The 22,736-nt window shown below is 66.9% G+C and carries 21 protein-coding genes; 13 read left to right on the forward strand and 8 right to left on the reverse strand.

The window, feature by feature from the left end; all coding sequences use genetic code 11:
• Window position 1: 1 nt before the first annotated feature.
• Window positions 2–2,239 carry an LUD domain-containing protein gene (locus tag C474_RS15935; protein ID WP_008388635.1) on the forward strand — a complete coding sequence of 746 codons (2,238 nt, stop codon included), beginning with the start codon at window positions 2–4 and terminating at the stop codon, window positions 2,237–2,239.
• 22 nt (window positions 2,240–2,261) lie between these two features.
• Here the strand turns inward: C474_RS15935 and rhcC are convergent, their stop codons facing one another.
• Window positions 2,262–3,131, reverse strand: coding sequence for an L-rhamnono-1,4-lactonase (gene rhcC / locus C474_RS15940; protein ID WP_008388636.1), 870 nt, complete (start codon window positions 3,129–3,131; stop codon window positions 2,262–2,264).
• 76 nt (window positions 3,132–3,207) lie between these two features.
• Here rhcC and C474_RS15945 point away from each other — a divergent pair, with 76 nt between their 5' ends.
• Both C474_RS15945 and C474_RS15950 read left to right on the forward strand, forming a co-directional pair.
• Window positions 3,208–3,510, forward strand: a complete 303-nt coding sequence (locus C474_RS15945) for an L-rhamnose mutarotase (RefSeq protein ID WP_008388638.1) — start codon at window positions 3,208–3,210, stop codon at window positions 3,508–3,510.
• Window positions 3,511–4,298: 788 nt separating this feature from the next.
• Entirely contained in the window at window positions 4,299–5,294 is a 996-nt protein-coding gene (locus tag C474_RS15950; protein ID WP_008388640.1) for a pectinesterase family protein, read from the forward strand.
• Window positions 5,295–5,348: 54 nt separating this feature from the next.
• On the opposite strand, the gene C474_RS15955 is transcribed toward C474_RS15950, so the two are convergent.
• Window positions 5,349–6,071 carry a ThuA domain-containing protein gene (locus C474_RS15955; protein ID WP_008388642.1) on the reverse strand — a complete coding sequence of 241 codons (723 nt, stop codon included), beginning with the start codon at window positions 6,069–6,071 and terminating at the stop codon, window positions 5,349–5,351.
• A gap of 467 nt (window positions 6,072–6,538) precedes the next feature.
• On the opposite strand from C474_RS15955, the gene C474_RS15960 reads away from it, so the two are divergent.
• Window positions 6,539–7,309 carry an IclR family transcriptional regulator gene (locus C474_RS15960; RefSeq protein WP_008388644.1) on the forward strand — a complete coding sequence of 257 codons (771 nt, stop codon included), beginning with the start codon at window positions 6,539–6,541 and terminating at the stop codon, window positions 7,307–7,309.
• A gap of 9 nt (window positions 7,310–7,318) precedes the next feature.
• On the opposite strand, the gene C474_RS15965 is transcribed toward C474_RS15960, so the two are convergent.
• Window positions 7,319–9,247 (reverse strand): hypothetical protein, encoded by a 1,929-nt coding sequence (locus C474_RS15965; RefSeq protein ID WP_049917109.1) that lies wholly within the window; start codon window positions 9,245–9,247, stop codon window positions 7,319–7,321.
• A gap of 195 nt (window positions 9,248–9,442) precedes the next feature.
• Entirely contained in the window at window positions 9,443–10,381 is a 939-nt protein-coding gene (locus C474_RS15970; protein WP_049917092.1) for a dihydrodipicolinate synthase family protein, read from the reverse strand.
• A gap of 125 nt (window positions 10,382–10,506) precedes the next feature.
• On the opposite strand from C474_RS15970, the gene C474_RS15975 reads away from it, so the two are divergent.
• From C474_RS15975 to C474_RS16005, 7 genes are all read left to right on the forward strand, one after another.
• Window positions 10,507–11,559: a Gfo/Idh/MocA family protein gene (locus tag C474_RS15975; RefSeq protein WP_008388648.1), complete on the forward strand. Its 1,053-nt coding sequence runs from the start codon at window positions 10,507–10,509 to the stop codon at window positions 11,557–11,559.
• Window positions 11,560–11,658: 99 nt separating this feature from the next.
• Window positions 11,659–12,906, forward strand: coding sequence for a mandelate racemase/muconate lactonizing enzyme family protein (locus C474_RS15980; protein ID WP_008388649.1), 1,248 nt, complete (start codon window positions 11,659–11,661; stop codon window positions 12,904–12,906).
• A gap of 41 nt (window positions 12,907–12,947) precedes the next feature.
• A complete protein-coding gene (locus C474_RS15985) occupies window positions 12,948–14,084 on the forward strand; it encodes a mandelate racemase/muconate lactonizing enzyme family protein (RefSeq protein WP_008388650.1) in 1,137 nt (378 codons plus the stop codon).
• Window positions 14,085–14,164: 80 nt separating this feature from the next.
• Window positions 14,165–14,614, forward strand: a complete 450-nt coding sequence (locus C474_RS15990; protein ID WP_049917110.1) for a universal stress protein — start codon at window positions 14,165–14,167, stop codon at window positions 14,612–14,614.
• Between the two features lie 105 nt (window positions 14,615–14,719).
• Window positions 14,720–15,559: an NAD-dependent epimerase/dehydratase family protein gene (locus C474_RS15995; protein ID WP_008388652.1), complete on the forward strand. Its 840-nt coding sequence runs from the start codon at window positions 14,720–14,722 to the stop codon at window positions 15,557–15,559.
• Between the two features lie 83 nt (window positions 15,560–15,642).
• Window positions 15,643–17,076 (forward strand): family 4 glycosyl hydrolase, encoded by a 1,434-nt coding sequence (locus C474_RS16000; RefSeq protein ID WP_008388653.1) that lies wholly within the window; start codon window positions 15,643–15,645, stop codon window positions 17,074–17,076.
• 99 nt (window positions 17,077–17,175) lie between these two features.
• Window positions 17,176–18,258, forward strand: coding sequence for an LLM class flavin-dependent oxidoreductase (locus C474_RS16005; protein ID WP_049917093.1), 1,083 nt, complete (start codon window positions 17,176–17,178; stop codon window positions 18,256–18,258).
• Between the two features lie 16 nt (window positions 18,259–18,274).
• Here C474_RS16005 and C474_RS16010 read toward each other — a convergent pair whose 3' ends face one another.
• The 4 genes from C474_RS16010 to C474_RS16025 all read right to left on the reverse strand — a co-directional run bounded on the left by C474_RS16010 (window position 18,275) and on the right by C474_RS16025 (window position 20,317).
• Window positions 18,275–18,535 carry a hypothetical protein gene (locus C474_RS16010; protein ID WP_008388655.1) on the reverse strand — a complete coding sequence of 87 codons (261 nt, stop codon included), beginning with the start codon at window positions 18,533–18,535 and terminating at the stop codon, window positions 18,275–18,277.
• Between the two features lie 60 nt (window positions 18,536–18,595).
• Window positions 18,596–19,249, reverse strand: coding sequence for a ThuA domain-containing protein (locus tag C474_RS16015; RefSeq protein ID WP_008388656.1), 654 nt, complete (start codon window positions 19,247–19,249; stop codon window positions 18,596–18,598).
• A gap of 81 nt (window positions 19,250–19,330) precedes the next feature.
• Window positions 19,331–19,573, reverse strand: coding sequence for a hypothetical protein (locus C474_RS16020; RefSeq protein ID WP_008388657.1), 243 nt, complete (start codon window positions 19,571–19,573; stop codon window positions 19,331–19,333).
• 60 nt (window positions 19,574–19,633) lie between these two features.
• Window positions 19,634–20,317 (reverse strand): carbohydrate-binding family 9-like protein, encoded by a 684-nt coding sequence (locus C474_RS16025; RefSeq protein ID WP_008388658.1) that lies wholly within the window; start codon window positions 20,315–20,317, stop codon window positions 19,634–19,636.
• Between the two features lie 188 nt (window positions 20,318–20,505).
• Here C474_RS16025 and C474_RS16030 point away from each other — a divergent pair, with 188 nt between their 5' ends.
• Together C474_RS16030 and C474_RS16035 are read left to right on the forward strand one after the other, a co-directional pair.
• Entirely contained in the window at window positions 20,506–21,513 is a 1,008-nt protein-coding gene (locus C474_RS16030; RefSeq protein WP_049917111.1) for a Gfo/Idh/MocA family protein, read from the forward strand.
• A gap of 90 nt (window positions 21,514–21,603) precedes the next feature.
• Window positions 21,604–22,725: a Gfo/Idh/MocA family protein gene (locus tag C474_RS16035; protein WP_008388661.1), complete on the forward strand. Its 1,122-nt coding sequence runs from the start codon at window positions 21,604–21,606 to the stop codon at window positions 22,723–22,725.
• Window positions 22,726–22,736 lie beyond the last annotated feature (11 nt).

The following is a 22,736-nucleotide window of genomic DNA, read 5'->3' on the forward strand; positions in this document are numbered from 1 at the left end:
GATGTCGAAGGCCGACGACCTGCGCAGACTGATGCGGACCGAGGGCGCCGCGGTGGCGGAGAACACCCGCGCGTTCAACGAGGGGCGGTACCGGTCGGTCGCCGACCTGGAGAACTACGAGGAACTGAAAGACGAAGCCCGGGCCATCAAGGAGGACGCCATCGCGCGCCTCCCCGAACTGGTAGACCAGTTGCGCGAGGCGGTCGAGGCGAACGGCGGGACGGTGTACGTCGCCGACGACGCCGCGGACGCAAACGAGTACGTCAGGTCGGTCGTCGCCGACCGCGGGGCCGAGCGTGCGGTCAAATCGAAGTCGATGACGACCGAGGAACTGGACCTGAACGACGCGCTCGAAGCCGACGGCGTCGACGTGGTCGAGACGGATCTGGGCGAGTGGGTGCTCCAACTCGCCGAGGAGGCCCCCTCGCACATCGTCGCGCCCGCCATCCACAAATCGCGCGAGGCCATCGCGGAACTGTTCGAGGCGCGGTTCGACCCCGAGGAACCGCTGGAGACGGCGGAGGACCTCACCTACTTCGCGCGCGAGAAGTTGGGCGAGCAGATAACCGACGCGGAGGTGGGAATCACCGGCGCGAACTTCCTCACGGCCGACACGGGGACGATGGCGCTCGTGACCAGCGAGGGGAACGCCCGCAAGACCGTCGCCGCGACGGACACGCAGATAACCGTCGCCGGCGTCGAGAAGGTGATTCCGACCGTCGAGGACCTCCGTCCCTTCATCGAACTCATCGGTCGCTCGGGCACCGGGCAGGACATCACCTCGTACGTCTCGCTCTTGACGCCGCCCGTCGACACGCCCGTCGTCGACTTCGGCGACGAGACGACACCGCTCTCCGAGTTCGACGCCGACCGGGCGTTCCACCTCGTCCTCGTCGACAACGGTCGGTTGGAGATGCGCGAGGACGACCAACTCCGGGAGACGCTGTACTGCATCCGCTGCTCGGCGTGTTCGAACTCCTGTGCGAACTTCCAAAGCGTCGGCGGGCACGCCTTCGGCGGCGAAACGTACTCCGGCGGCATCGCCACCGGGTGGGAGGCCGGCATCGAGGGACTCGACACCGCCGCCGAGTTCAACGACCTCTGCACCGGATGTACGCGCTGCGTGAACGCCTGTCCGGTGAAGATAGACATCCCCTGGATAAACGCCGTCGTCCGCGACAGGGTGAACCGCGGAGAGGACAGCGAACTGGATTGGCTGGTCGACGGACTGACGCCGGACGAGGAGGAGGGGGGCGCGCCGCTCCAAAAGCGGTTCTTCGGCAACTTCGAGACGGTCGCGAAACTCGGGAGCCTGACGGCCCCCGTCTCGAGCCGACTGGCCGACACCGAGGCGTCGCGGTGGCTCATGGAGAAGGCGCTCGGCATCGACCCCCGCCGCGACCTGCCGGAGTTCGAGCGGGAGACGCTGGTGAAGTGGTTCGAGAAGCGAGGCGGCGAGGCCGCCTCGGAGAGGCGAGCGGCGGGGGGGCGAGCAGCGCGTGAATCGGGCGCGCGGAATCGAAATTCCGAGCGACGGGTGGTGCTCTACCCCGACCTCTACACGAACCACGTGCAGGTCGAACGCGGGAAGGCGGCCGTGCGAGCGCTGGAATCGCTCGGCGTCAACGTCGTCGTACCGTCGGTCGCCTCCAGCGGCCGCGCCCCGTTCTCGCAGGGGATGGTCGCCACCGCCGCCGACCACGCCGAACGCGTCACCGAGACGCTCGCGCCGTACGTCGAGGACGGCCGGGACGTGGTCGTCGTCGAACCGTCCGACCACGCCATGTTCGCGCGCGAGTACGAGCGTCTCGTCGACGCCGAGGGCTTCGCGTCGCTCTCCGAGCGCAGTTACGAGGTGCTGGAGTACGTCTACGGACTGTTGGAGAACGGCGCGGACCCCGACTCGCTCTCGGCCGGGGGCGGGGAGAAAATCGCCTACCACAGCCACTGCCAACAGCGCACGCTCGGACTGGAGACGTACACCGTCGCCGTGCTCGAACGACTGGGCTACGACGTGGTCACCTCCGAAGTCGAGTGCTGCGGGATGGCGGGGAGTTTCGGCTACAAATCCGACTACTACGAACTGAGCATGGACGTGGGGGACCGCCTCAGAGACCAACTGGAGGCCGACGGCGTCCGCGACAGACGGGTGGTTGCCAGCGGCACCTCCTGTCTGGAGCAGATCGACTCGCTCGTAGCGCGAAAGCCGCAGCACCCGGTCGAACTGCTCGTCGAGTGAGGCCGCGACGCGTCGGGTCGCGTCAGTCCAGTCCAACGTGCCGTCGGAACGCTCTCTCCGTCAGCCACGCTCTGTCCGCCGAGGAGAGCGAATCGACGTGTCGAAGCCAGTTGAACGTCTCGGGGTACGAGGCTACGTCGCTGACGTTCGGGTAATCGGACCCCCATACCACCCGCTCGCGGCCGAACGCGTCGAGGAACCAGCGGACGCGGTCGTGCACATCCTCGTAGGGAAACGTCGTCTCCGACATGTGCGGAATCTCGGATATCTTCACCGCGACGGAGTCGTACTCCGCGAGGTCCGAAAACCGCGCGAACGTCCCCTCGTCCGTCGGCGTCTCCGGACCCGCGTGCGCGAAGTGATCGAACAGGTACGGAAGGTCGGGGTAGCGCTCGACGAGTTCGAGCGCCTGGTCCAGTTGGGCGTGGTCGCAGAGTATCTGGACCGTCGCGTCCGTTTCGACGGCCGCCTCCCAGAATTCGGTCTCATCGACGGCGTCCCGAAGCCACGTGGCGCTGGGGTCGAACGTCTCCCACATCCGGTCGTACGGGCAGGCCGCGCCGAGGCGAAAACCGAGGACGCCGTCGACGTCCATACATTCTCGGAGTCGCTCGGCCGCGTCGTCGGCGAACGGGTCGAGCATCACGATTCCGTGCAGACGGTTGTGCTCCGCAGCGGTTTCGAGAGTGTACCAGTTGTCCGTCCACTCGCAGATAGGGTACCCCACGACCACCGCCTCGTCGATGCCGTGTCGGTCCATGTCCGCGAGCAGTCGCTCGGCCGTGAAGACGGTGTGTACGTCGAACCCGTCCAGCACGTCCAGTAGCGGCCCGTTCGTCCACGGATGCGCCTCGCTCGCGTGACCCCAGGCGTGCGTATGAGAGTCGAGCATGCGAGAGACCACGGCGGTTCCGGTAGTAAATCTTCCCCGGCGAAGAGCTAAACCGGACGCCGTCGAACGGTCGGTCATGGAGCGAATAGCGTTCCACCTCCGAATCGAAGACGGGCGAATCGACGAGTACCGGAAGAAACACCAGAACGTCCCCGAGGCGTTGGAGGCGGCGTACCTCGACTCCGACGCCGGGTTGGAGACGTACAGCGTCTTCGAGAAAGACGGGCACGTCTTCGGCTACATGGAGGTCGAAGACTCAGAAACCATCCGGGAGGTGATGACCGAGAGCGACGCGCAGGCCGACTGGGACGACGTGATGGACGGGATTCTACTCGACCAGGACGACCCGTGGATGGACGAGGTGTACCGGATGGCGTGAGGAATACTCGGACTCGACCCGGCGAGTCGGTCGTTCGAGTCTCGGACCCTCCACTCGGGCGGAGACGCCGGCTTCGTCCACTGGTACGATCGATTTCCGGTGAAATCGGACGTTGGTGAAGACCCCTCGAACGCCGAAAGGCGACCGCCGCACAGAGATATGGGGGACGCCGGCGGGACCGAGGAGGATGCGGGAAGACGCTCCCACTGGTAGCTGAGAGTTGAAAGCGTGATGCGAAAGGACGGAGGTCTTCAGAGGACCGAATCCGACGATAGCGGACACAAAAGAAGAGGGGATCTCGAATCGGTGAATCGAACCGGAATGTACCGAAAAATAGTACAGATTACAGTGCGACTACGCGCCTCAAACAAGAAAGGGCCGACATCGCACGCTCGTCCGACGATGCCGGAATTTCCGGGCGGACCGACGACTCGCACCCGAGACTGCGGAGGCGAGGCCTCCCGTCGACGGGCCGACACCGTCCGACCGCGAACGGAGTACTCGAACAGCACTACGATCGTTCGTGTTTTGGATCGGAACCGGAATGGATCGAACGAGGAGACGGTTAGACCAGCGTCTCGTCCCCTTTGACCGTGACTGCTCCGCCGTCATCGCCGGACGTGGGGCCCATTCGCGCGTTCACTCAGCTAATCCGGCAATGGCGGATGGATGGCCGACGGAACGAACGCTCGCTCGTGCGTCGACGCCGTTCGTCTCCCGGTAAGCATATGCCATGGTAGGCACACGTCTGCTCCATGATATCGTCTCTGAAACGTTCAGTCGCGCGAATGGGTATCGTCCTCGCACTCCTCCTGACGGTTCCGACGGCCGGCGGCGAAGACGACGACGAGTACGACTGCGTCGTGGACGCCGACGGGAACGGGGACTACGAGCGGATTCAGACGGCCATCGACGACGCGAAGTCGTTCCCGAGAGAGCGAATCACTATCTTCGTCAAGGACGGCGTGTACGACGAGAAAGTGTCGGTCCACGCGTGGAATCCGAGCGTCTCGCTGGTGGGCGAGAGCAGGGACGGGACAGTCCTCACGCACGATGATCACTTCGAGAAGGTCGACCGGGGCCGGAACAGCACCTTCTTCACGTACACGCTGAGAACGCGGGGAAACGACCTGTATCTACGGGACATGACCGTAGAGAACGACGCCGGCCCCGTGGGTCAGGCGGTCGCACTCCACACCGAGAGCGACCGGGCCGTCTTCGAGAACTGTCGGTTCCTCGGGAATCAGGACACCGTGTACGCCGCCGGCGAGGGGTCGCGGCAGTACTTCCGCGACTGCTACGTCGAGGGGACGACCGATTTCGTCTTCGGAAGCGCCACCGCCGTCTTCGAGAACTGTCGAATCCACTCGAAAGCCGATTCGTACGTCACGGCAGCGTCGACGCCGGAACACGTCCCCTTCGGGTTCGTCTTCTCGGACTGCGCGCTGACCGCCGACCCGGACGTCACCGACGTATACTTGGGACGGCCGTGGCGGGACCACGCCCGGACCGCGTTTCTCCGGTGTCACATGGGTGCGCACGTCCGTCCCGAGGGGTGGCACAACTGGTCGCGGCCGGACGTCGAGGAGACGGTGCGCTACGTCGAGTACGACAGTCGGGGGCCGGGCGGCGAACGGGCGGACCGGGTACCCTGGTCGAGCGAACTGACCGCGGCGGCGGCCGAAGACTACGCGCCCGAGAACGTCCTTTCCGGGCGCGACGACCGGCGACCCGCGACGGCGTGGTATCGACGCGGCCTAGACGACGCAACGGACGGGGCCTGAACAGAGAAGGCCGCAAACAGCCTCAACGACGGCGTCAGCGGGTGTCGCCGCACTTCACTCGTCGACCCTTTCGAGCGGGTCGGTCTCGCCCCACCGGGCGGACGCCCCTTCGTTCGGCGCGGCCCACTCGACGGCGTTGGCTATCACCCGCTTGACCTCCGCCTGGTGGAAGATAGGGTACTCCTCGTGGCCCGGTCGGAACGCGAAGATACGGCCGCGTCCGCGACGGTAACAGACGCCCGAGCGGAACACTTCACCCCCCTCGAACCACGAGATGAGAACGGTTCGGTCGGGTTCCGGAACGTCGTACGGTTCGCCGTACGTCTCCGTCTCCGGGATGACGAACTGTTCGTCCAGGCCGTCCGCGATTGGGTGGCCGGGGTCGGCGACCCACACTCGCTCGCGTTCGCCCCCGTGACGATACTTGATGTTACAGGTCGTCCCCATCAGACGCTTGAACGGCTTCGAGTTCTTGCCCGAGTGGAGGGGCACGAACCCCATTCCCTCGTGGACGCAGTCCACGACGCGGTCCGCGACGTCGTCGCGCACCTCGTCGTTGGCGCAGTGGGACCACCAGACCAGCACGTCCGTCTCGGCGAGGGTCTGTTCGTCCAACCCGTGTTCGGGGTCGCCGAGCGTCGCCGTTCGCGCGTGGTGACCCTCGCTCTCGAGGTGGTCGGCGACGGCGCCGTGGATTCCGTTCGGATATCGGTCGGCCACGTCCGGTTCCTCCCGTTCGTGGACGTTCTCGTTCCAGACGGTGACTCGAATCGACATACGAAGTAGTCGCCGCAGTCCGACATAAACTCTGTCGTCGGGTCGTCCCGTCGCAGGCGCTCACTGGGCGGTATCGCGTTCTCGATACGGGAACGAAGTACGGTTCCGACGTTCTCGACCCCCCGAGACGCACGAAGAGGCCCCCTCGGAAGTTCCGGTTGGGACCGGCGACTATCGGTAGATGGCACGACACGGTTTTCATTACATGCGTAGTACAGTAATATGCTGCCGCTCGGATTCCCTCTCGCCGTCGGACGGTGCCCGAAAGGAGGTCGTTTCGCAGAGATGTTCCCCTTGCGGGAACAAATTTAGGGACTGCCGGCGGCGTGTTCCTTCGCACGAAAGCCGAGTCGCGCCATCGAGAGGGCGTCACCGAGTGAAAGCGCGAGAAAGATGTCGTTTGTTAGCACGAATTTCGTTCCCGTGACGGGAACAGACTTAAGTCGGTGCGTTTCACTGTGTGCACTATGAGCACACCGACGGAGGAAACGGGGCGGCGGATCCGGGGCGTGAAGATAGCGTTCTCCATCGTCGATCTCCTGCAGGACGAGAACAAGCAGACGCTGACCGACATCTCGAACGAACTCGGTCACTCGAAGAGCACGGTGCACAGCCACCTCAAGACGCTCGTCGACGAGGAGATACTGGTCTCGGAGGCGGACGGCTACCGCCTGAGCCTCCGCATCCTCGACATGGCAAAGCACGTCCGCGATCAGGTCGGCAACTACGACGTCATCGAGAAGGAGGTCAACGAGTTGGCCGCGGAGACCGGCGAGATCGCTCACTTCGGCATCGAGGAGTACGGCCGCGTCTCGTATCTCTGCAAAGCGAGGGGCTCCAGAGCGGTCGAAACGGCCTCCCGGGTCGGGACCCAACAGCCCATGTACTCCACGTCGCTCGGCAAGACCATCCTCGCGCACCTCCCCGGGGAGCGACAGGCGGAGATAGTCGAGCAGTGCAGCTTCGAACAGCACACGCCGAACACGCCCTCGAACCCGGACGAACTGTACGCGGAGTTGGAAGCGACGCTCGAACGGGGGTACGGTATCGACGACGAGGAGAACATCCAGGGACTCCGCTGCGTCGCCGCGCCCGTGAAGAGCGAACAGTCGGTGCTCGGCGCGATAAGCATCTCCGGTCCCACGAGCCGGTTCACCGAGAACCGCCTCCACGGCGAACTCTCCGAACACGTCTGCCGCGCGGCGAACGTCGTCGAACTCAACACCAAGTTCTCCTGAACCGCCGTCTCACTCCATCCACGGGAACTCGTACTTCGGGTCGTTGGCGAACCGGTCGAGACGCGCGCGCAGGGAGAGTCGAGTCCCCGCGGGAAGTCGGACGCGCACCGCGTTCGCGTCGTCGCCGTCTCCGCCGTGTCGTACGTCCCCCGCCTCGTCGTCGCTCACCCTCCCGTCCGCTTCGACCGCGCCGAACCGGTGTTCGCCGTACGCGCCGGCCTGCACGACCATCTCCTCCCGTTCGGCCCCGAGATTGACCAGGGTGAGTTCGACGCCGTCGCCCGACACCGACTCCACGAGGGCGGCGACGCCCGAGGGGAGTCCCGGGCGCTCCCGCCGGACGTCGAAGTGGCGCACCTGCGCCATCACGAGGCCGCCGTAGTAGACCGGTTGCGGCGCCCCCATCGTGAGTTGGAGCAGCCCCTTGTGGAAGGCGGGGTTCCGGTCCCGGAGGTAGTCCTCGTCGACGGTCGTCGGGTCGCCCCCCTCGGCGTCGAACAGACGTAGCCGCTCTTGGACGTGTTCGCGCGTCGCGTCGAGGATTCGCTCGGGGTAGTCCGGAAACTCGCCGTCGAGGTACGCGAGCCACGCGTACTCGTGCCCGTCGCCGTGCTTCGTCTTCGCGCGGGGGTCGACGCGTCTCCAATCCTGCTCCCCCCAGTCGCGAAGCCGGCGGATTCGCTCTCTGTCCCCCTCGTCCATCGACGCGTACCAGAGGTGGACGGCGTACGGGTCGTCCTGGTGGGGTTTGAACTCGTACCAGCCGTCCCTCCGGAGCACCTCGCCGTCGTCCTCGGTGAGGACGTCCGAGGCGTCGTAGTGGTAGTCCCCCTCCCCGCCGTACTTGTGCGGGATGTGGAGCGTAGAGTGTACGTCGTCCTCGGACACCTCGATGCCGTTCTCGACGAGGAGGTCCAACTGCGAGCGGGGAAAGTCGAGGTACTCGCGGTTACCTTCGAGCAGCACGGCGTTCTCCGCGGCGACGGTGGGACCGATGCCGACGTAGTGCCACCCGCCCCACGACCATCCGTAGTAACCGCCGTACCACGAGCCGTCGGTGTACTCGCCTATCTCGCCGGACCGCCCGACGTTGTCGGGGATGATTCCGCCGTTCTCGGCCGTCCGCTCCCGCCACGCGTCGAGGTAGTCGGTGACCCACTCCCGGTATCGGTCCTCGCCCGTGTGGAGGTAGGCGTTCGCCATCAGACTCGTAATGGAGAGGTTGAGCGGGATGTCACCCTTCGCGCACCGCTCGTTCAACACCTCGAACAGGCGCTCCTCGTTCGACGGGTCGAGGAGGTCCGCGGCCTCGTCGAACTCCAGGTCCCGCCACGGGAGGCCGTGGCGCGCCCAGCGGTAGTCGGCGCCGTACGGATGGTGTTCGTACGCGGCGAAGTCGCAGTAGTCCGGCCCCATGCTCCCGTTCATCGGTCCGCGGACCAGTCGCTTCTCGGCGTCGTAGTTGTCCGCCGCCGCGTCCCCGAAGTAGAGGTCGGCGGACCGCGTCGCGCGTTCCCTGACCGCCTCGTCGTCGGGCGCGGCGAGACCCATGTTGTAGGTGTAGCGGCTGCCTTCGCCGAGGTGGAACCAGTCGCGGCACTGCTCGAACTCGTCGACGACCATCGGATGTCCGAACGGCGTCTCCGTCGCCGCGCCGCGTTCGAGCGCCGACTCGTACACGCGACGGGCGTGCCCGAGAAGTCGCTCGTCGCCGCCCATCGCGTACAGCAGCGGCCAGTTGCAGACTCCCTCGACCACGTCGTCGAAGCCGTCGATACCGACGTGGTCCACGGGCGGCCAGAAGGGGTCGCCTCCGGGTCCGGTGTAGTCGTCGACGAACCGGTCGACGGCGTCGGCCGTCAGATCGAACAACGCTCGCTGCCGGAGCGCCCACGTCGGCGGACGGGCAGCCTCGGTGGTCGCCTCGAATTCGCGCATGTGCTCACAGACGCTGCCTCCGTGATGAAGATTCGGGTCGTTCGGAACTCTCGAGTCCGAACAGCCGCGAAGAAGCGTCTCGCGGACCTCGTCGGCCGAGCGCATCTACGTTAGCGTGGTCGGTCTTCTCGCCGTCGGTCGGTTTCCGTTCTCGCCGTCGTTCTCGTCACTGTCGGTCGTTCGCGTTGGGTTCCCTCAGTCGAGGACGCGAGCGATGTCGTCGTCGAGTTGCCCGTACAGTTCCTCGGCGCGGCGTTCGTCGGTTGGCGAAAGCGGTTGGATGGGCTCTCTGACCGGACCGCCGTGCATGCCGGCGAGTTCGAGCCCTTTCTTCACCGCGGAGATGCTCACCGCGCCCTGCAGGGTGTTGTCCTCGCCGGATTCGTCGCGGAAGTTCTGGAAGGGGAGACAGATGTTCCGAATGCGGCGCGCGCGCTCCCAGTCCTCGTCGGTGAGCGCGTCGAACAGTTCCAGTCCGACCTCGGGTCGGAAGTTGCTGACGCCCGCGGAGAACCCCTCGATACCCTCGTTCCAGAACGAGACGGCGAACGGTTCGGCGAGTCCGTCGACCCAGACCACGTCTTCGGGGGTGGAACTGGCGGCCGCGCCGAGTTTGACCGCGTCCTCGATGGCGTACTTCACGCCGACGACGCCGTCGACGCCCGCGAGATCGCGGAGGTAGCCAACGGATGGGTCGAACCCTTTGACGTACGGGACCAACGGAGCCTCCGATACGGCGTCGAGTTTCTCGTAGTACCGGATGAGCCCTCGTTCGTGGATATAGGAGTGGTCGGGCGGCATGACCATCATCGCGTCGGCGCCGACTCGGCCGTACGCCCGAACGAGTTCCCGCGCGGCGGAGGTGCTCCCGCCGACGCCCGCGAGGACGCAGGCGTCCGACGGGAGGGCGTCCACCGCTGTCTCCGTCACGGCGATTCGCTCCTTTTGCGACAGCGAGTGGTACTCGCTGATGTTCGCCGCCGCGAGGAACGTCCGTATCCCCGCGTCGTAGAGTGTGTTCGCGTTCTCCTCTATCTTCCCGTGTTCGATGACGAGTTCGTCGTCGAACGGGGTGAGGAGACCGGCAGCGACGCCACGCAGGTGCTCACGCACTCCGCTCTCGGAAAGTGGCATACCCGAAACTACAGGTACTCCAGCATAAAATCTTCGGGCGGGCGATCCAGACGGAACTCCGGAGAGTCGCCGGAAACCCCGGCAAAACAGTTATGCCGTGGATTTCTGTATACGTAGCTGTCACCATGGAACGACAGACCGATCCGTTCCCCCTCGCCGTCGGACTCGTCGGACTCGGGAGCCTCGGCCGTCGACTCGGCCGCCAGTTCGTCGAACTCCCGCGCTCGGAACTCGCCGCGATATCGGACGTCGACCCCGACGGACTCGCCGACGCCGGGGAGGAACTCGACGTACCCGCGTCCGCCAGATACGAGTCCTACGAGGAGATGCTCGACGCGGAACCGCTGGACGCCGTGGCCGTCGCGACGCCCAACGGCCTCCACTACGAGCAGACGTCGGCCGCCCTCGACCGCGATTTGCACGTCCTCTGCGAGAAACCGCTCGCGACCGACGTGGCCGACGCTTACGAGATTACCGAACACGCCGAGTCGACCGACCGGGCCGTGATGGTCGGCTACCAGCGCCACTTCAACCCCGCATATCGAGAGGCCCGCGAGGAGTGGGCGCTCGGCGACCGGGTGCCGCGGTTCGTCACCGGGGAGATAACGCACGACTGGCGCTCTTACTACGAGGAGATGTCCGACTGGCGGATGGACCCCGAACTGAGCGGCGGCGGCCACCTCCTGAACGTGGGGACGCACGTCGTCGACGCCATTCTCTGGACGACCGGCCTCACGCCGACGCACGTCAACGCGTACGTCGACTTTCACGACGACGAACAGGTGTTCGACCGCCAGTCGTCCATTATCGTCGAAACCGCCGAGGGCGCGGTGGCGAACGTCTCCGACACGGGCGTCGTCGCCCGGACCCGCGAGCACGTCCACGTCTGGGACGAGGAGGGGGCGGTGTATCTCGAAGGCCACGAGTGGGACGACCGGACGGGGTACGTCATCGACGGCGAGGGGACCGAACACCACCCGCACCGGGGGTACGACCGGCGGCTGAGCAAGGGGACCGCGTTCCTCGACGCCGTCGAGAACGGCGAGGACCCGCCGGCCACCGCCCGCGACGGACTCAAGGCGGTACTCGTGACGATGGCCGCCTACGAGTCCGGCCGCCGGAACGAACGCGTCGCGCTGGACGACCTGTACCCCTTCGCCGCCGACGTCTTCGAGTAGTCGAGCGGCGCCGTCGCTTCCGGACGGGGGCGGCCCGATTCGAGGGTGGCCGCTCCGAGAGAGACGGAGTTTTATCGTGGTGGACGGTTCAGTGGAGGTATGCGAATCACGAACGTCAGCGGACACGCTCTCTCCTCGCCCATCGACCCGCCGCAGGACCGACCGTTCCACGGCGGCGTGCGCCGACTGCTCAAGCGCGACGTGGTCCTCGTCGTCGTCGAGTCGAGCGACGGCCGCTACGGCGCCGCGACGGCGGGCGCGAGCAGTTCCGCGATGCGGGAGTACTTCGAGGGCGACTCGCAGGGGACCTTCGCGGACGTGGTCGACGGCGCCGTCGCGGACGCTCTCGAAGGCGAGACGGTGGCGGCGGTGACGGACGCGCACGACCGTCTGCGGGAGACGAACCTCCCCGACAGATTACTGTACGAGGCGCTCTCGGCCGTCGACGTGGCGCTCTACGACCTCCGCGGGAAGGAGGTGGGCGCGCCGATATACGAACTCCTCGCAGAGGAGTACGGGACGGACCCGACGCGGGAGATGCCCCTGTACGCCAGCGCCGGGATGTACATGAAACCGGAGGGGTACGCCGAGCAGGCGGCGACCGTCCGCGACCTCGGTTTCTTCGGCTACAAGTACCGGCCGGGCGTCGGCCCGGGGAAGGACCGCCGGACCGTCGAACTCGTCTCGGAGTCGGCCGGCGAGATGGCCGTGATGCTCGACGTGCACACCTGGTGGAAGATACGCGACGGCTACGACCGCGAGACGGTTCGTAACCTCGTCGCGTTCGCCGGCGACCGGGACTGCTACTGGGTCGAAGAACCCGTCGCGCCCGACGACCGCGCGGGGTACGTCGACCTCGCCGAGACGGGCGCACCGCTGGCCGGCGGGGAGAGCGAATCGACGCCGGAGGGGTTGGTCGAACTCGGCGAGACGGGCGCCGTCGACTTCCTGCAGGGGGACGTCCGCCACCACTGCGGCTACACCGGGTGCCGTCCTGCCGTGGAGTACTGCGCCGGTCGCGAGGTGGAGTTCGTCCCGCACAACTTCGGGACGTGGATCGGTCTGCTCGCCAACGCGCACCTCGTCGCCGCCGCGCCCGACGTGTCGCTCCTCGAATATCCCGTCTTCGAGGACGACCCGGTCCTCGACGCTGATTCCGAAAACGACCCCGGAATGTACCCGTTCGACCTCGCGTTCGACATCATCGACGGCGAACCGGCGGTCGAAGACGGGACGCTGACGCTCTCTGACGACCCCGGACTCGGGTTCGAGGTGGACTTCGACGTTCTCGAGGACTACCCGTTCGAGGAGGGACCGTGGACCGAGTTCCGCTACGACGAGGAGTAGGGTACCCAAGCTATATCCCGACCCTCCGCGCTACGTCTACCATGCGAGTGACAGACGTCGAGGTGATTCCGATATCGCACAGACTCCCCGAGGGACGGGGCCTCGGAGACGCGCGGGGGTTCGGCCGCGACCGGGCGACGACGCTCATCCGCGTCGAGACGGACGACGGCGAGACGGGGTGGGGTGAGGCGTTCGCGCCCGGGAGCGTCGTCGCGCCCGTCGTCGACGAGTTCTTCCGCGACGCCGTCGTCGGGATGGACCCCTTCGACGTGCGCCGCCTCGCCGAGGACTCTTACACCGACCCCTACCACTTCGGGGGGAGCGTCTTCGTTCAGAGCGCGCTGAGCGGCATCGACGTGGCGCTGTGGGACCTCGTCGGGAAGGCCACCGGAAAGCCCGTCCACCGCCTCCTCGGAGGGCGGGAGCGCGAGACGCTGACCGCCTACGCTTCGACGATGTACTTCACCGAGGAGGACAGACCGATAGCCGAACCCATCGAAGAAGCCGTCGAGGAGGGCTTCGCCGCGGCGAAGATAAAGATCGGAACCGGCGTCGACTCGGACGTAGAACGGGTGCGGGCGGCCCGGGAGGTGCTCGGCGACGACGCGCGCCTGATGGTCGACATCAACGGGAACTACCGACCGCGGCAGGCGATTCGGACCATCAAGGCCATCGAGGAGTTCGACGTGACGTGGGTGGAAGAGCCCGTCCCGCCGGAGAACCTCTCCGGCTACCGCGAGGTGAAGAGCCGCGTCGACGTGCCCATCGCCGCCGGCGAGGCGCACTACGGCCGATTCGAGTTCAAACGCCTCGTCGACGACCGAACGGTCGACGTGGTCCAACCGAACCTCGGGCGGTGCGGGGGCCTCACCGAGGCGAACAGAATCGCGGACATGGCGACGACGGAGAACGTCGCCGTCCGCCCGCATATCTGGAACAGCGCCGTCGGACTGGCGGCGGCGGTGCAGTTCGCCGCCAGCGTCTCGGACTACCCGCACACGAGGAACGTGCCCGACCCGATGATGGTCGAGTTCGACCGCAGCGAGAACCCGCTCCGCGACGAGATTCTGACGACGCCGTTCGACCCGACGGGGGGCGAAGTGAGCGTCCCGCAGGGGCCGGGGTTAGGCGTCGACGTCGACGAGGACGCCGTCGAGCGGTACCGCGCGGACCGCTGAGGTCTACTCGACGCCGGGAACGCCCGGCGGGATAGTTTTATGCGTCGAAGTACCGTGTCACCGGTATGCAGTCGTCGCTAGTGGTAGTCGACAGCACGGACTCGCACGAACGCCTCCTCACCGAAGCGGGACAGATAGCCGCCGGGACGAATACACCGCTCGTCCTGCTCACCCGCATCACGGAGGAGGAGATAGCGGAGAACGCCGAGACGCTGCAAGCAATGAGCGACGCGGCCAACACCTCGCTCAAATCCGACTCGGCCCGGGAGGTGGCGAACCGATTCGCCGAGGAGGCGGCCGACGAGGCGTTCGCGGGCCTCGACGACACCGTCGAGTACGACGTGGTCAGCGTCGTCGCCGAGGAGAGCGACTTGGCGGACGAAGTGGTCCGCGTCGCCGGCGAACGCGGCTGCGACCACGTCTACGTCGCCGGCCGGCAGCGCTCTCCCACCGGGAAGGCGCTGTTCGGCGACACCGCCCAGCGCCTCGTGCTCAACTTCGACGGACCGGTGACCGTTCTGACGGGGTGAGTTGGGAAGGCCGCCGAGGGCGCGCGTGACGCGCGAGGCGCGCGAACCGACGCGGGCGCTCGGAGCGGACGGAATCATTTTACCGCTGGTCCGCGGGTAATCGGTATGGACGTTCTGTTGACGGGCGTGTACGGACGCTGCGGGACCGCACTCATCGACCACCTGCACGACCGGCCGGAGTACGACTTCACCTACTACAACCGCTCGGACCGCCCCGATGACCACCCCTACGGCGGCTACGAGACGGTGGTCGGGGACGTCACCGACGGGGAGAAGCTGACGGAAACGGCCGCGGGCCACGACGCTCTCGTCCACCTCGCGGCGTACCCGTACACCGACGGGTCGTGGACTGACATCTTCGAGCCGAACATCGTCGGGATGTACAACGCGCTCGAAGCCGCGCGCGAGAACGAGGTGGAGACGTTCGTCTTCGGGTCGACGAACCACGTGGTGGGCGGGTACGAAGAGGAGTTCGCCCCCGAACTGTACACCGGGGAGACCGACATCGTCCTCCGCCGCGACGACCCCGTGCGCCCCGACTCCTACTACGGGGCCTCGAAGAGTTTCGGCGAGGACCTCGGCCGCTACTACGTGGAGAACCACGAGTACCCGAAGCGATTCTACGCGCTCAGAATCTGCAGCGTCCGGTCGGCCGAGTACGATCATCCGTACGGCGACGCCGAACAGGGCGTCGAGGACGGCGAGTTCGAGCACGGAAGCGAGGAGTACGAGCGAGAAATCGCGCGGATGAAGGCGATGTGGCAGTCGCGCCGCGACTTCGCGCACATGGTGGAGTGCTGCCTCGAAGACGACGACGTCGAGTTCGACATCTTCCACGGCGTCAGCGACAATCGGAACCGCTGGTTCGATATCGAGCACGCCCGCAATCGCATCGGGTACCGCCCGCGCGACGACGGCGACGAGTGGGACGAACCGCCGGCGTGAAGACGCGCCGCCGTCCCGAGTAGGGGGCGAGCGTCTCCGAGAACGACAGCTATTTTGCCGTCTGCTTCGTCGTTCGCTATCATATGTATCAGCTGTCGGAGCGCGGAGAGCGCGCACCGTCGGGTCCGACCCGGAATCTGAAGATCGGCTACGTCGGCGGCGGGAGTCGAGGGTGGGCGCACACGCTCATCAACGACCTCGCACAGTGTTCCGACCTCGCCGGGACCGTCTCGCTGTACGACGTGAACTACGAGATGGCCGAGCGAAACGCCGAACTCGCCAATCAGGTGATGCGGCGGGAGGAGGCCGTCGGCGACTGGACGTTCGAGGCGACCCGGGAGATGGGCGACGCCCTCGACGGCGCCGACTTCGTCGTCTGCTCGATACAGGACGACCCCGAGGAGACGTTCGTTCACGACATCGACGTGCCGCAGGAGTACGGCATCTACCAGACCGTCGCCGACACCGTCGGCCCCGGCGGTGCGGTGCGCGCGCTACGGGCGATTCCGCAGTACCGCAAGATAGCCGCGACGGTCCGCGAGCGCTGCCCGGACGCGTGGGTCATCAACTACACCAACCCGATGACGGTCTGCACGCGGGCGCTGTACGAGGAGTTTCCCGACATCAAGGCCATCGGGCTCTGTCACGAGGTGTTCAAGACGCAGGAACTGTTCGCGGAGATGGCCGAGCGGTACGTCGAGGAAGCCGAGGACGTGAGCCGCGACGAGATTCGAGTCACGGTCAAGGGAATCAACCACTTCACGTGGGTCGACGAGGCGACGTGGCGCGACCGCGACCTCTTTCGATACCTCGACGAGGAACTCGAACGGCGGAAGCCGTTGTTCGACCGGGAACCGGGCGAGTTGGACGGCGAGTCCTACTGGGTGAACAACCAAGAGGTCGCCTTCGACCTGTACGACCGCTTCGGCGTCCTCGGCGCGGCGGGCGACCGCCACCTCGCGGAGTTCGTGCCGTGGTACCTGAGCATCGACGAACCCGAGGAGGTGCAGCGATTCGGTATCCGCCTCACGCCGAGTTCGGCCCGCGTCGACGACTCCGACGGCCCCGACGAGATGGAGCAGTACCTCGCCGGGGACGCGGAATTCGAGTTCCGCGAATCGGGAGAAGAAGCGGTCGACATCATGCGGGCGCTCGTCGGCGAGAAGCCGTTCGTCACGCACCTCAACTACCCGAACGAGGGGCAGGTCAGCGGCCTCCCCGAGGGCGCCGTCGTGGAGACGAACGCCCTGCTCTCGGGCGACGGCGTCTCTCCGCTCTGCGCGGGCGGCCTGCCGCCCGAAGTGGAGAGCATGGTCGCGCGCCACGTGGCCAACCAGGAGACGCTGATCGAAGCCGGGTTCGCCGGCGACCTCGACCTCGCGTTCCAAGCGTTCCTCAACGAACCGCTCGTCACGGTTTCGAGGGAGGAGGCGCGCGATCTGTTCGCCGAACTGATCGAGCGAGAGCGGGAGTACTTCGAGGCCTACGACCTCGACGCGTCGGTGCTTCGCGGGTAGGCGTCTCCCGACGGAACGCGGCGCAGCGGGTCGGTACGGCCCTCCCGGACGAACCGCCGACGACCAATTATTTACCACGGGGGAGAGAGGGTACGGGCGATGTCAGAGTCTCCTACGAGCGAACTCGCGTTCGGTTGTCAGGTGGTGAGCTACGGCGACCCCGGCCGGGCCGTCGAACGGGCGGCGCGCGTCGAGGACGCCGGATTCGACGCCGTCACGGTCCCCGACCACCTCTTTCATCCCACCGGCTCCGACGAGTACCTCGTCGACCCGCCGTGGGAGGCGTTCTCCGTCCTCGGCGCCATGGTGCACGCGACCGAGGACGTGACGCTGATGCCCGGCGTCTCCGACTCCGTGCGCCGCCACCCGACCGAACTCGCGCACGCCACCGCGACGCTGGACCGGATGAGCGACGGTCGCGCCGGACTCGGAATCGGAGCGGGCGAGGCGTTCAACTTCGCCCCCATCGAGGACATCGACTGGGAGAACCCCTACGCGCGCTTTCGGGAGTGCGTCAGGGTCGTCGACGGCCTCTGGAAGTCGACGGTCGAGGAACCACTCTCGTTTTCGGGCGAATACTTCGAGTTGGACGAGGCCCACATGGGGCTGAAGCCGGTACAGGACCCGCGTCCGCCGCTCTGGATCGGCGGCTACGGCGAGAGCATGCGCGGCCTGACGGGCGCCGTCGCCGACGGCTGGTTCCCGTGGGTGTACTCGCCGGCCGAGTACGAGGCCGACCTGCAGAAGGTGCTCGACGTGGCCGAGTCGCGCGGCCGCGACCCCGACGACATCGCCCGCGCGGTGATGGTTCCGACGGCCGTCTCCGAGGACGGCGACGAGGCGCGCGAGGCCGGCATCGAGCGCAATCGAGTGAACCTCGCGCTCCGACCCCCGCTCCTCGAAGACATGGGTTACGAGGACATCGCCGCGGAGACGCCCATCATGTGGCAGATGGCGTTCGACGAGGAACAGGAGCGACGACTGACCACGGCGGCCGAACAAATCCCCGACGAGGCGGTCGACGAGATATGCGTCGCCGGGAGCCCCGAACGCGCCATCGAACGCGTCGAGGCGTTCCGCGAGGCCGGCGTCGACAACCTCGTCCTCATTCCGGTCGGCGACTTCGAGGAGACGATGCGCCACTACGAGTCCGAGATCATTCCGTACTTTCGCGAGGAGTAGACGCACCGCGCCGCCGCTACGCGTCGTCGCCCGTCTTCGCGGCGGTCGACGATCCGGCGTCCTCTCCTTCGTGTTCGCCGCCGTCCCGTCTGTTCGCCTCGATGCGGGGACCGACCGAAAACCGGTAGTAGACCGTCCATCCCGCCGCCACGACGGCGACGATGGCGAGCAGTACCGGCGACCAGTCCGTCCCGACCTGCTGAGCCAGCCACATACCCGAGAGCAACACCCCAAGAATGAACACGTACATGGTCACGTCGGCCTTTCGAATTCCCATGCTCGCGATATTTGTGACCGACCGGCATAAGCGCTCAGGTGTCCGGTCCGGAAGGGACGTTCAGACCCGAGCGAGCCATCCGACGGCGTTGCGAAGAAGCCGGCGGTACTGCTCGTTCGCCAACGAGTCCTCCGTGTGACCGAGCGAGGCGTAGCAGACCCTGCCGTCGCCGTACTCGCGGACCCAGACGACGGGGTAGGCCTCCAGGTCCGGATGGTCCATCCGGGCGAGAACGGTCACGTCGTCGTCGGCCTCCACCTGGTAGGGTTCGTCGAACACCTCGAAGTCCTCGACGCCGTCGACGACGGGGTGCTCGGCGACGACATCGACGCCGAATGTCGACTGTTCGGGGTGCGTGAGGAAGTGTCCGCCGACGAGTTCGCGGAGTTCGGGAAACGGCTCCTCCCTGTGGGCCAGTTCGCCGCCGCCGGCGTGTACGCTCGTGAGGTCGGCGGCGCAGTGGAGGCCGAGGTAGCCGCCCCCGTCGCGGACGAACGCGAGGAGCCCCTCCAGTTGGTCGTCGGTTAGCGTGCTGTCGGTCAGGTAGTCGACGACCAAGTCGTACCCCGAGAGGTCGGTGAGGTCGGCGAGGTCAGTCGAACGAGTCACGTCGACGGCGTCTCCGAGGGCCGACTCGATATGCGGGCCCATCTCTGCGAAATCGTGGAACGGGAACGTCGTCTCGCCGATTGCCAGCGCGGTCGGGTTCTCCATGACTCCCGGTTCGCCACCTGCCGAAAAAATCGTTTCGGTGCCGCGAACTCGGCGTTGACGGCCGTCTTCTCGGTCCGCGCCTCACCACTTCTGTTTCAATCGGAGGTAGTCCCCGGTGTTGCTGTCGACCTGTTCGCGTCGAATCTCGTTCGGGTCGTCGTCGGTCCAATCGAGTTTATCGGGGAGTTTCTCGGAGAGGCTCTCGTCGGCCTCGACGGTCGCGCTGTTACCGTCGCCGTCGACATCGTGCACTCGCCCGATTCGGTCGCCCTCGGCCGTGAGGACCTCTTTGTCCCTGTCGTCGTCGCTGAACGGTCGTGTCATTACAAGCGCGTGGTTCGGTGACGTTGGACAAATAGCCGTCGGCCGTATTTTTCTGGCTGCTCACGCGAACTCGATTCGACCGAAGAACTCGGGGGAGTGATACGCCGGGTCGGGGAGGTCGATTCGGTTCCACGTCCCTTTCTCCTCGTCGGGGACGCCGCTTCGGTAGAAGTTCCCGCGCCAGACCGTCCCCGAGTCGAGCGTCAGAGCGAGGCCGGTCAGCGAGCGGAGAGTCGACAGCGGAATCCGCGCGGCCAGCCACCACGACTCGTCGTCGGGGTCGACGGACTTCGTCGGCCCCGGAACGGACGTCTCCGCGTCCACGGTCGCCGCGTCCGCGGCGGAGACGAGCGTCCGACCGATACCGCGTTCGCGCCAACTCGGCTCCTGCCACGCAAGTTTGAACGTCCCGCAGCAGTTCGCCTCGAAGTTGAAGTAGGGGGCCGGCGACCCGTCGGGGCGCCGTTCGGGCGATGCGAAGAACTCGGCGGAACTGTCCTCGAACGTCGGGCCGTTCAGGTCGGTCACCTCGGCCGTTATCTCCTCGTCTTCGGCGTGGAACTGGAGGAAGAGCGCCTCGTCGTCGTAGAGTGCGCGGACGGTCGTCGCCGGACCGGGGCCGTCGCCCCACGGAAACTGGTCGAGCGAGGCCGTCTCGGCCCGGCGCCAGACGGCGCCGTCGGGGTCGCCGGTTAGAGGAACGTCGCCCGTACTCTCGACGCGTCGAACGGTGTAGGTTCGCATCGACGTCGGGTACGCGGGAGGGGCGCATGAGCGTTCCGACCGGAGGGCGGGCGGTGCCGTGCGGAGGAGTCCACTCCCCACGAACGCTTATGCCCGTCCCCGCAGAGATTCGAGTCGATGACGAGACAGAGCGACGCTGTCCCGCGGAGACAGGGCGACGAACCGACCTCGAACCGGAGCGAAGAGAGATGACCGACGCTCCCGTCCGATTCGGAATCGTGGGCTGTGCGAGCATGGGCGAGACGCACGCCGACGCCATCAACGCCGTCGAGGGTCCGGACCTCCGCGCGTGCGCCGACCACACCGCCGAGACCGCGCGGTCGTTCGGGTCGGCGCACGACTGCGCGGCGTACGGCGGTCACGCCGAGATGTTCGCCGACGCTCCGCTCGACGCCGTCTGCGTCTGCACGCCGAACGGGACGCACCGGGAGGTCGTCGTCGACGCCGCGGCCGCGGGGCTGGACGTGTTGTGCGAGAAGCCGCTGGACGTCACGCCCGAACGCGTCGCGGAGATGGAGGCGGCGTGCCGAGAGGCGGGCGTCGTCCTCGCGGGCGTCCTCCAGCGTCGCCTGCTCCCGTCGATTCGGTTCGCCCGCGAGGCGGTCCGCGACGGCCGACTCGGCCGCCTCGTCTCCGCCGACGCGCGGATGAAGTGGCACCGCGACCCGTCGTACTACGACGATTCGTCGTGGCACGGCAGCGAGACGCTCGATGGGGGCGTCCTGTTCACGCAGGCGCTTCACGGCGTCGACCTGTTGCAGTGGGTCGCGGGCGGCGTCGAACGCGTCGCCGGCGCGACCGAGACCCGTCTGCACGACATCGGGGTCCCCGACACGGCCGCGCTCTCGCTTCGCTTCGCCGACGGCGCGGTCGGGACCGTCTCCGCGACGACGGCGACGCGCCCGCAGCAGCCCATCTCCCTGGAGTTCAACGGGACCGAAGGCACCCTTCGCGTCACCGAGTCCGGAGTCGAACTGTTCGAGACGGCGGCGGGTCGAACGGAAGTCGACCTCCCCGGCCCGCCGTCCGACGGCCTCCACGCGGCACAGATGCGCGATTTCGTCGACGCGGTCACCGAAGGTCGGCCGCCGATGGTCTCGGCGTCGGAGGCGAGAGAGGCGCTGAACGTCGTGTTCGCCGCCGGGCGATCGGACCGCCGCGACGAGTGGGTCCCGGTGTCGGCGTTCGAAGGCTGAGTCCCGAGACGCCGAGGCGACGGGGTCGGACCGAACCGAAGCACGTCAGCGCGGGAAAAGCTACTTGATGCTCTCCCGCGACCTTCCCGCATGGAACCAGCTTCCATCGGTATCGTTGGTTGTGGAGCTATCAGCGACGTCTACTTCGAGGCGTGCGAGCGGTTCGACGCGATCGACGCCGTCGCCTGCGCCGACCTCGACGAGGGTCTCGCCGAATCGAAGGCGGAGGAGTACGGCGTCCCGCGCGTTCTCCCGACCGACGACCTGCTCTCCGACCCCGAGGTCGACGTCGTCGCCGTTCTCACGCCGCCGGCGTCACACGGCGAGTTGATGCTGGCGGCTCTCCGGGCGGGAAAGCACGCCTACACGGAGAAACCGCTCGCGCCGACGCGCGAGCAGGGCGAGGAGGTAATCGAGACGGCGGCTGAGCAGGGGCTGACCGTCGGCGTCGCGCCGGACACCGTGCTCGGAACGGGTATCCAGACCTGCCGGGACGTCATCGACGACGGCGTCATCGGCGACCCGGTCGGCGCGGTGGCGTTCTGGTCGAACCACGGCCACGAGCGCTGGCACCCGAATCCCGACGGTTTCTACCGGGAGGGCGGCGGCCCCCTGTTCGATATGGGACCGTACTATCTCACCTCGCTCGTGACGCTGCTCGGACCGATTCGCTCCGTCGCGGGCACCTCGAAGACGCCGCTTTCCGAGCGGGAAATAGCGAGCGAACCGCGGCGCGGCGAGCGGATTCCCGTCGAGGTGCCGACGCACGAGACGGCCGTGTTGACCTTCGAGAGCGGCGCGACCGGGACGCTACTCACGAGTTTCGACGTCTGGGAGTCCGAGCTCCCGGGGTTCGAGATATACGGCACCGAGGGGACGCTGAGCGTGACGAATCCGAACCGCTTCGACGGGACGCCCCGCGTCCACCTACGTGACGACGACGAGGGCGAGTGGCGCGAGGTGACCGTCGATCGCCGTCACCCCGGCCAGCAGCGCGGATTGGGTCTCGTCGACCTCGCGCACTCGCTGTCGTCCGACTGGGAGCACCGGACGAGCGGCGAGGTGGGGTACCACGTGCTGGAGGCGATGGCGGGCATCCGCGACTCGGCCGGCGAGGGGGAGTACGTCGAACTGTCGGCGCAGTGCGACAGGCCGGCGCCCGTTCCGGACGGGTTCCCGGCCGTCGACGCCGTGCCGGGCAGTGAGAAGTAACAGCGGCGGTC

Origin of the sequence: Halogeometricum pallidum JCM 14848, from assembly GCF_000337095.1 — an archaeon.
GTDB classification, from domain to species: Archaea; Halobacteriota; Halobacteria; order Halobacteriales; family Haloferacaceae; genus Halogeometricum; species Halogeometricum pallidum.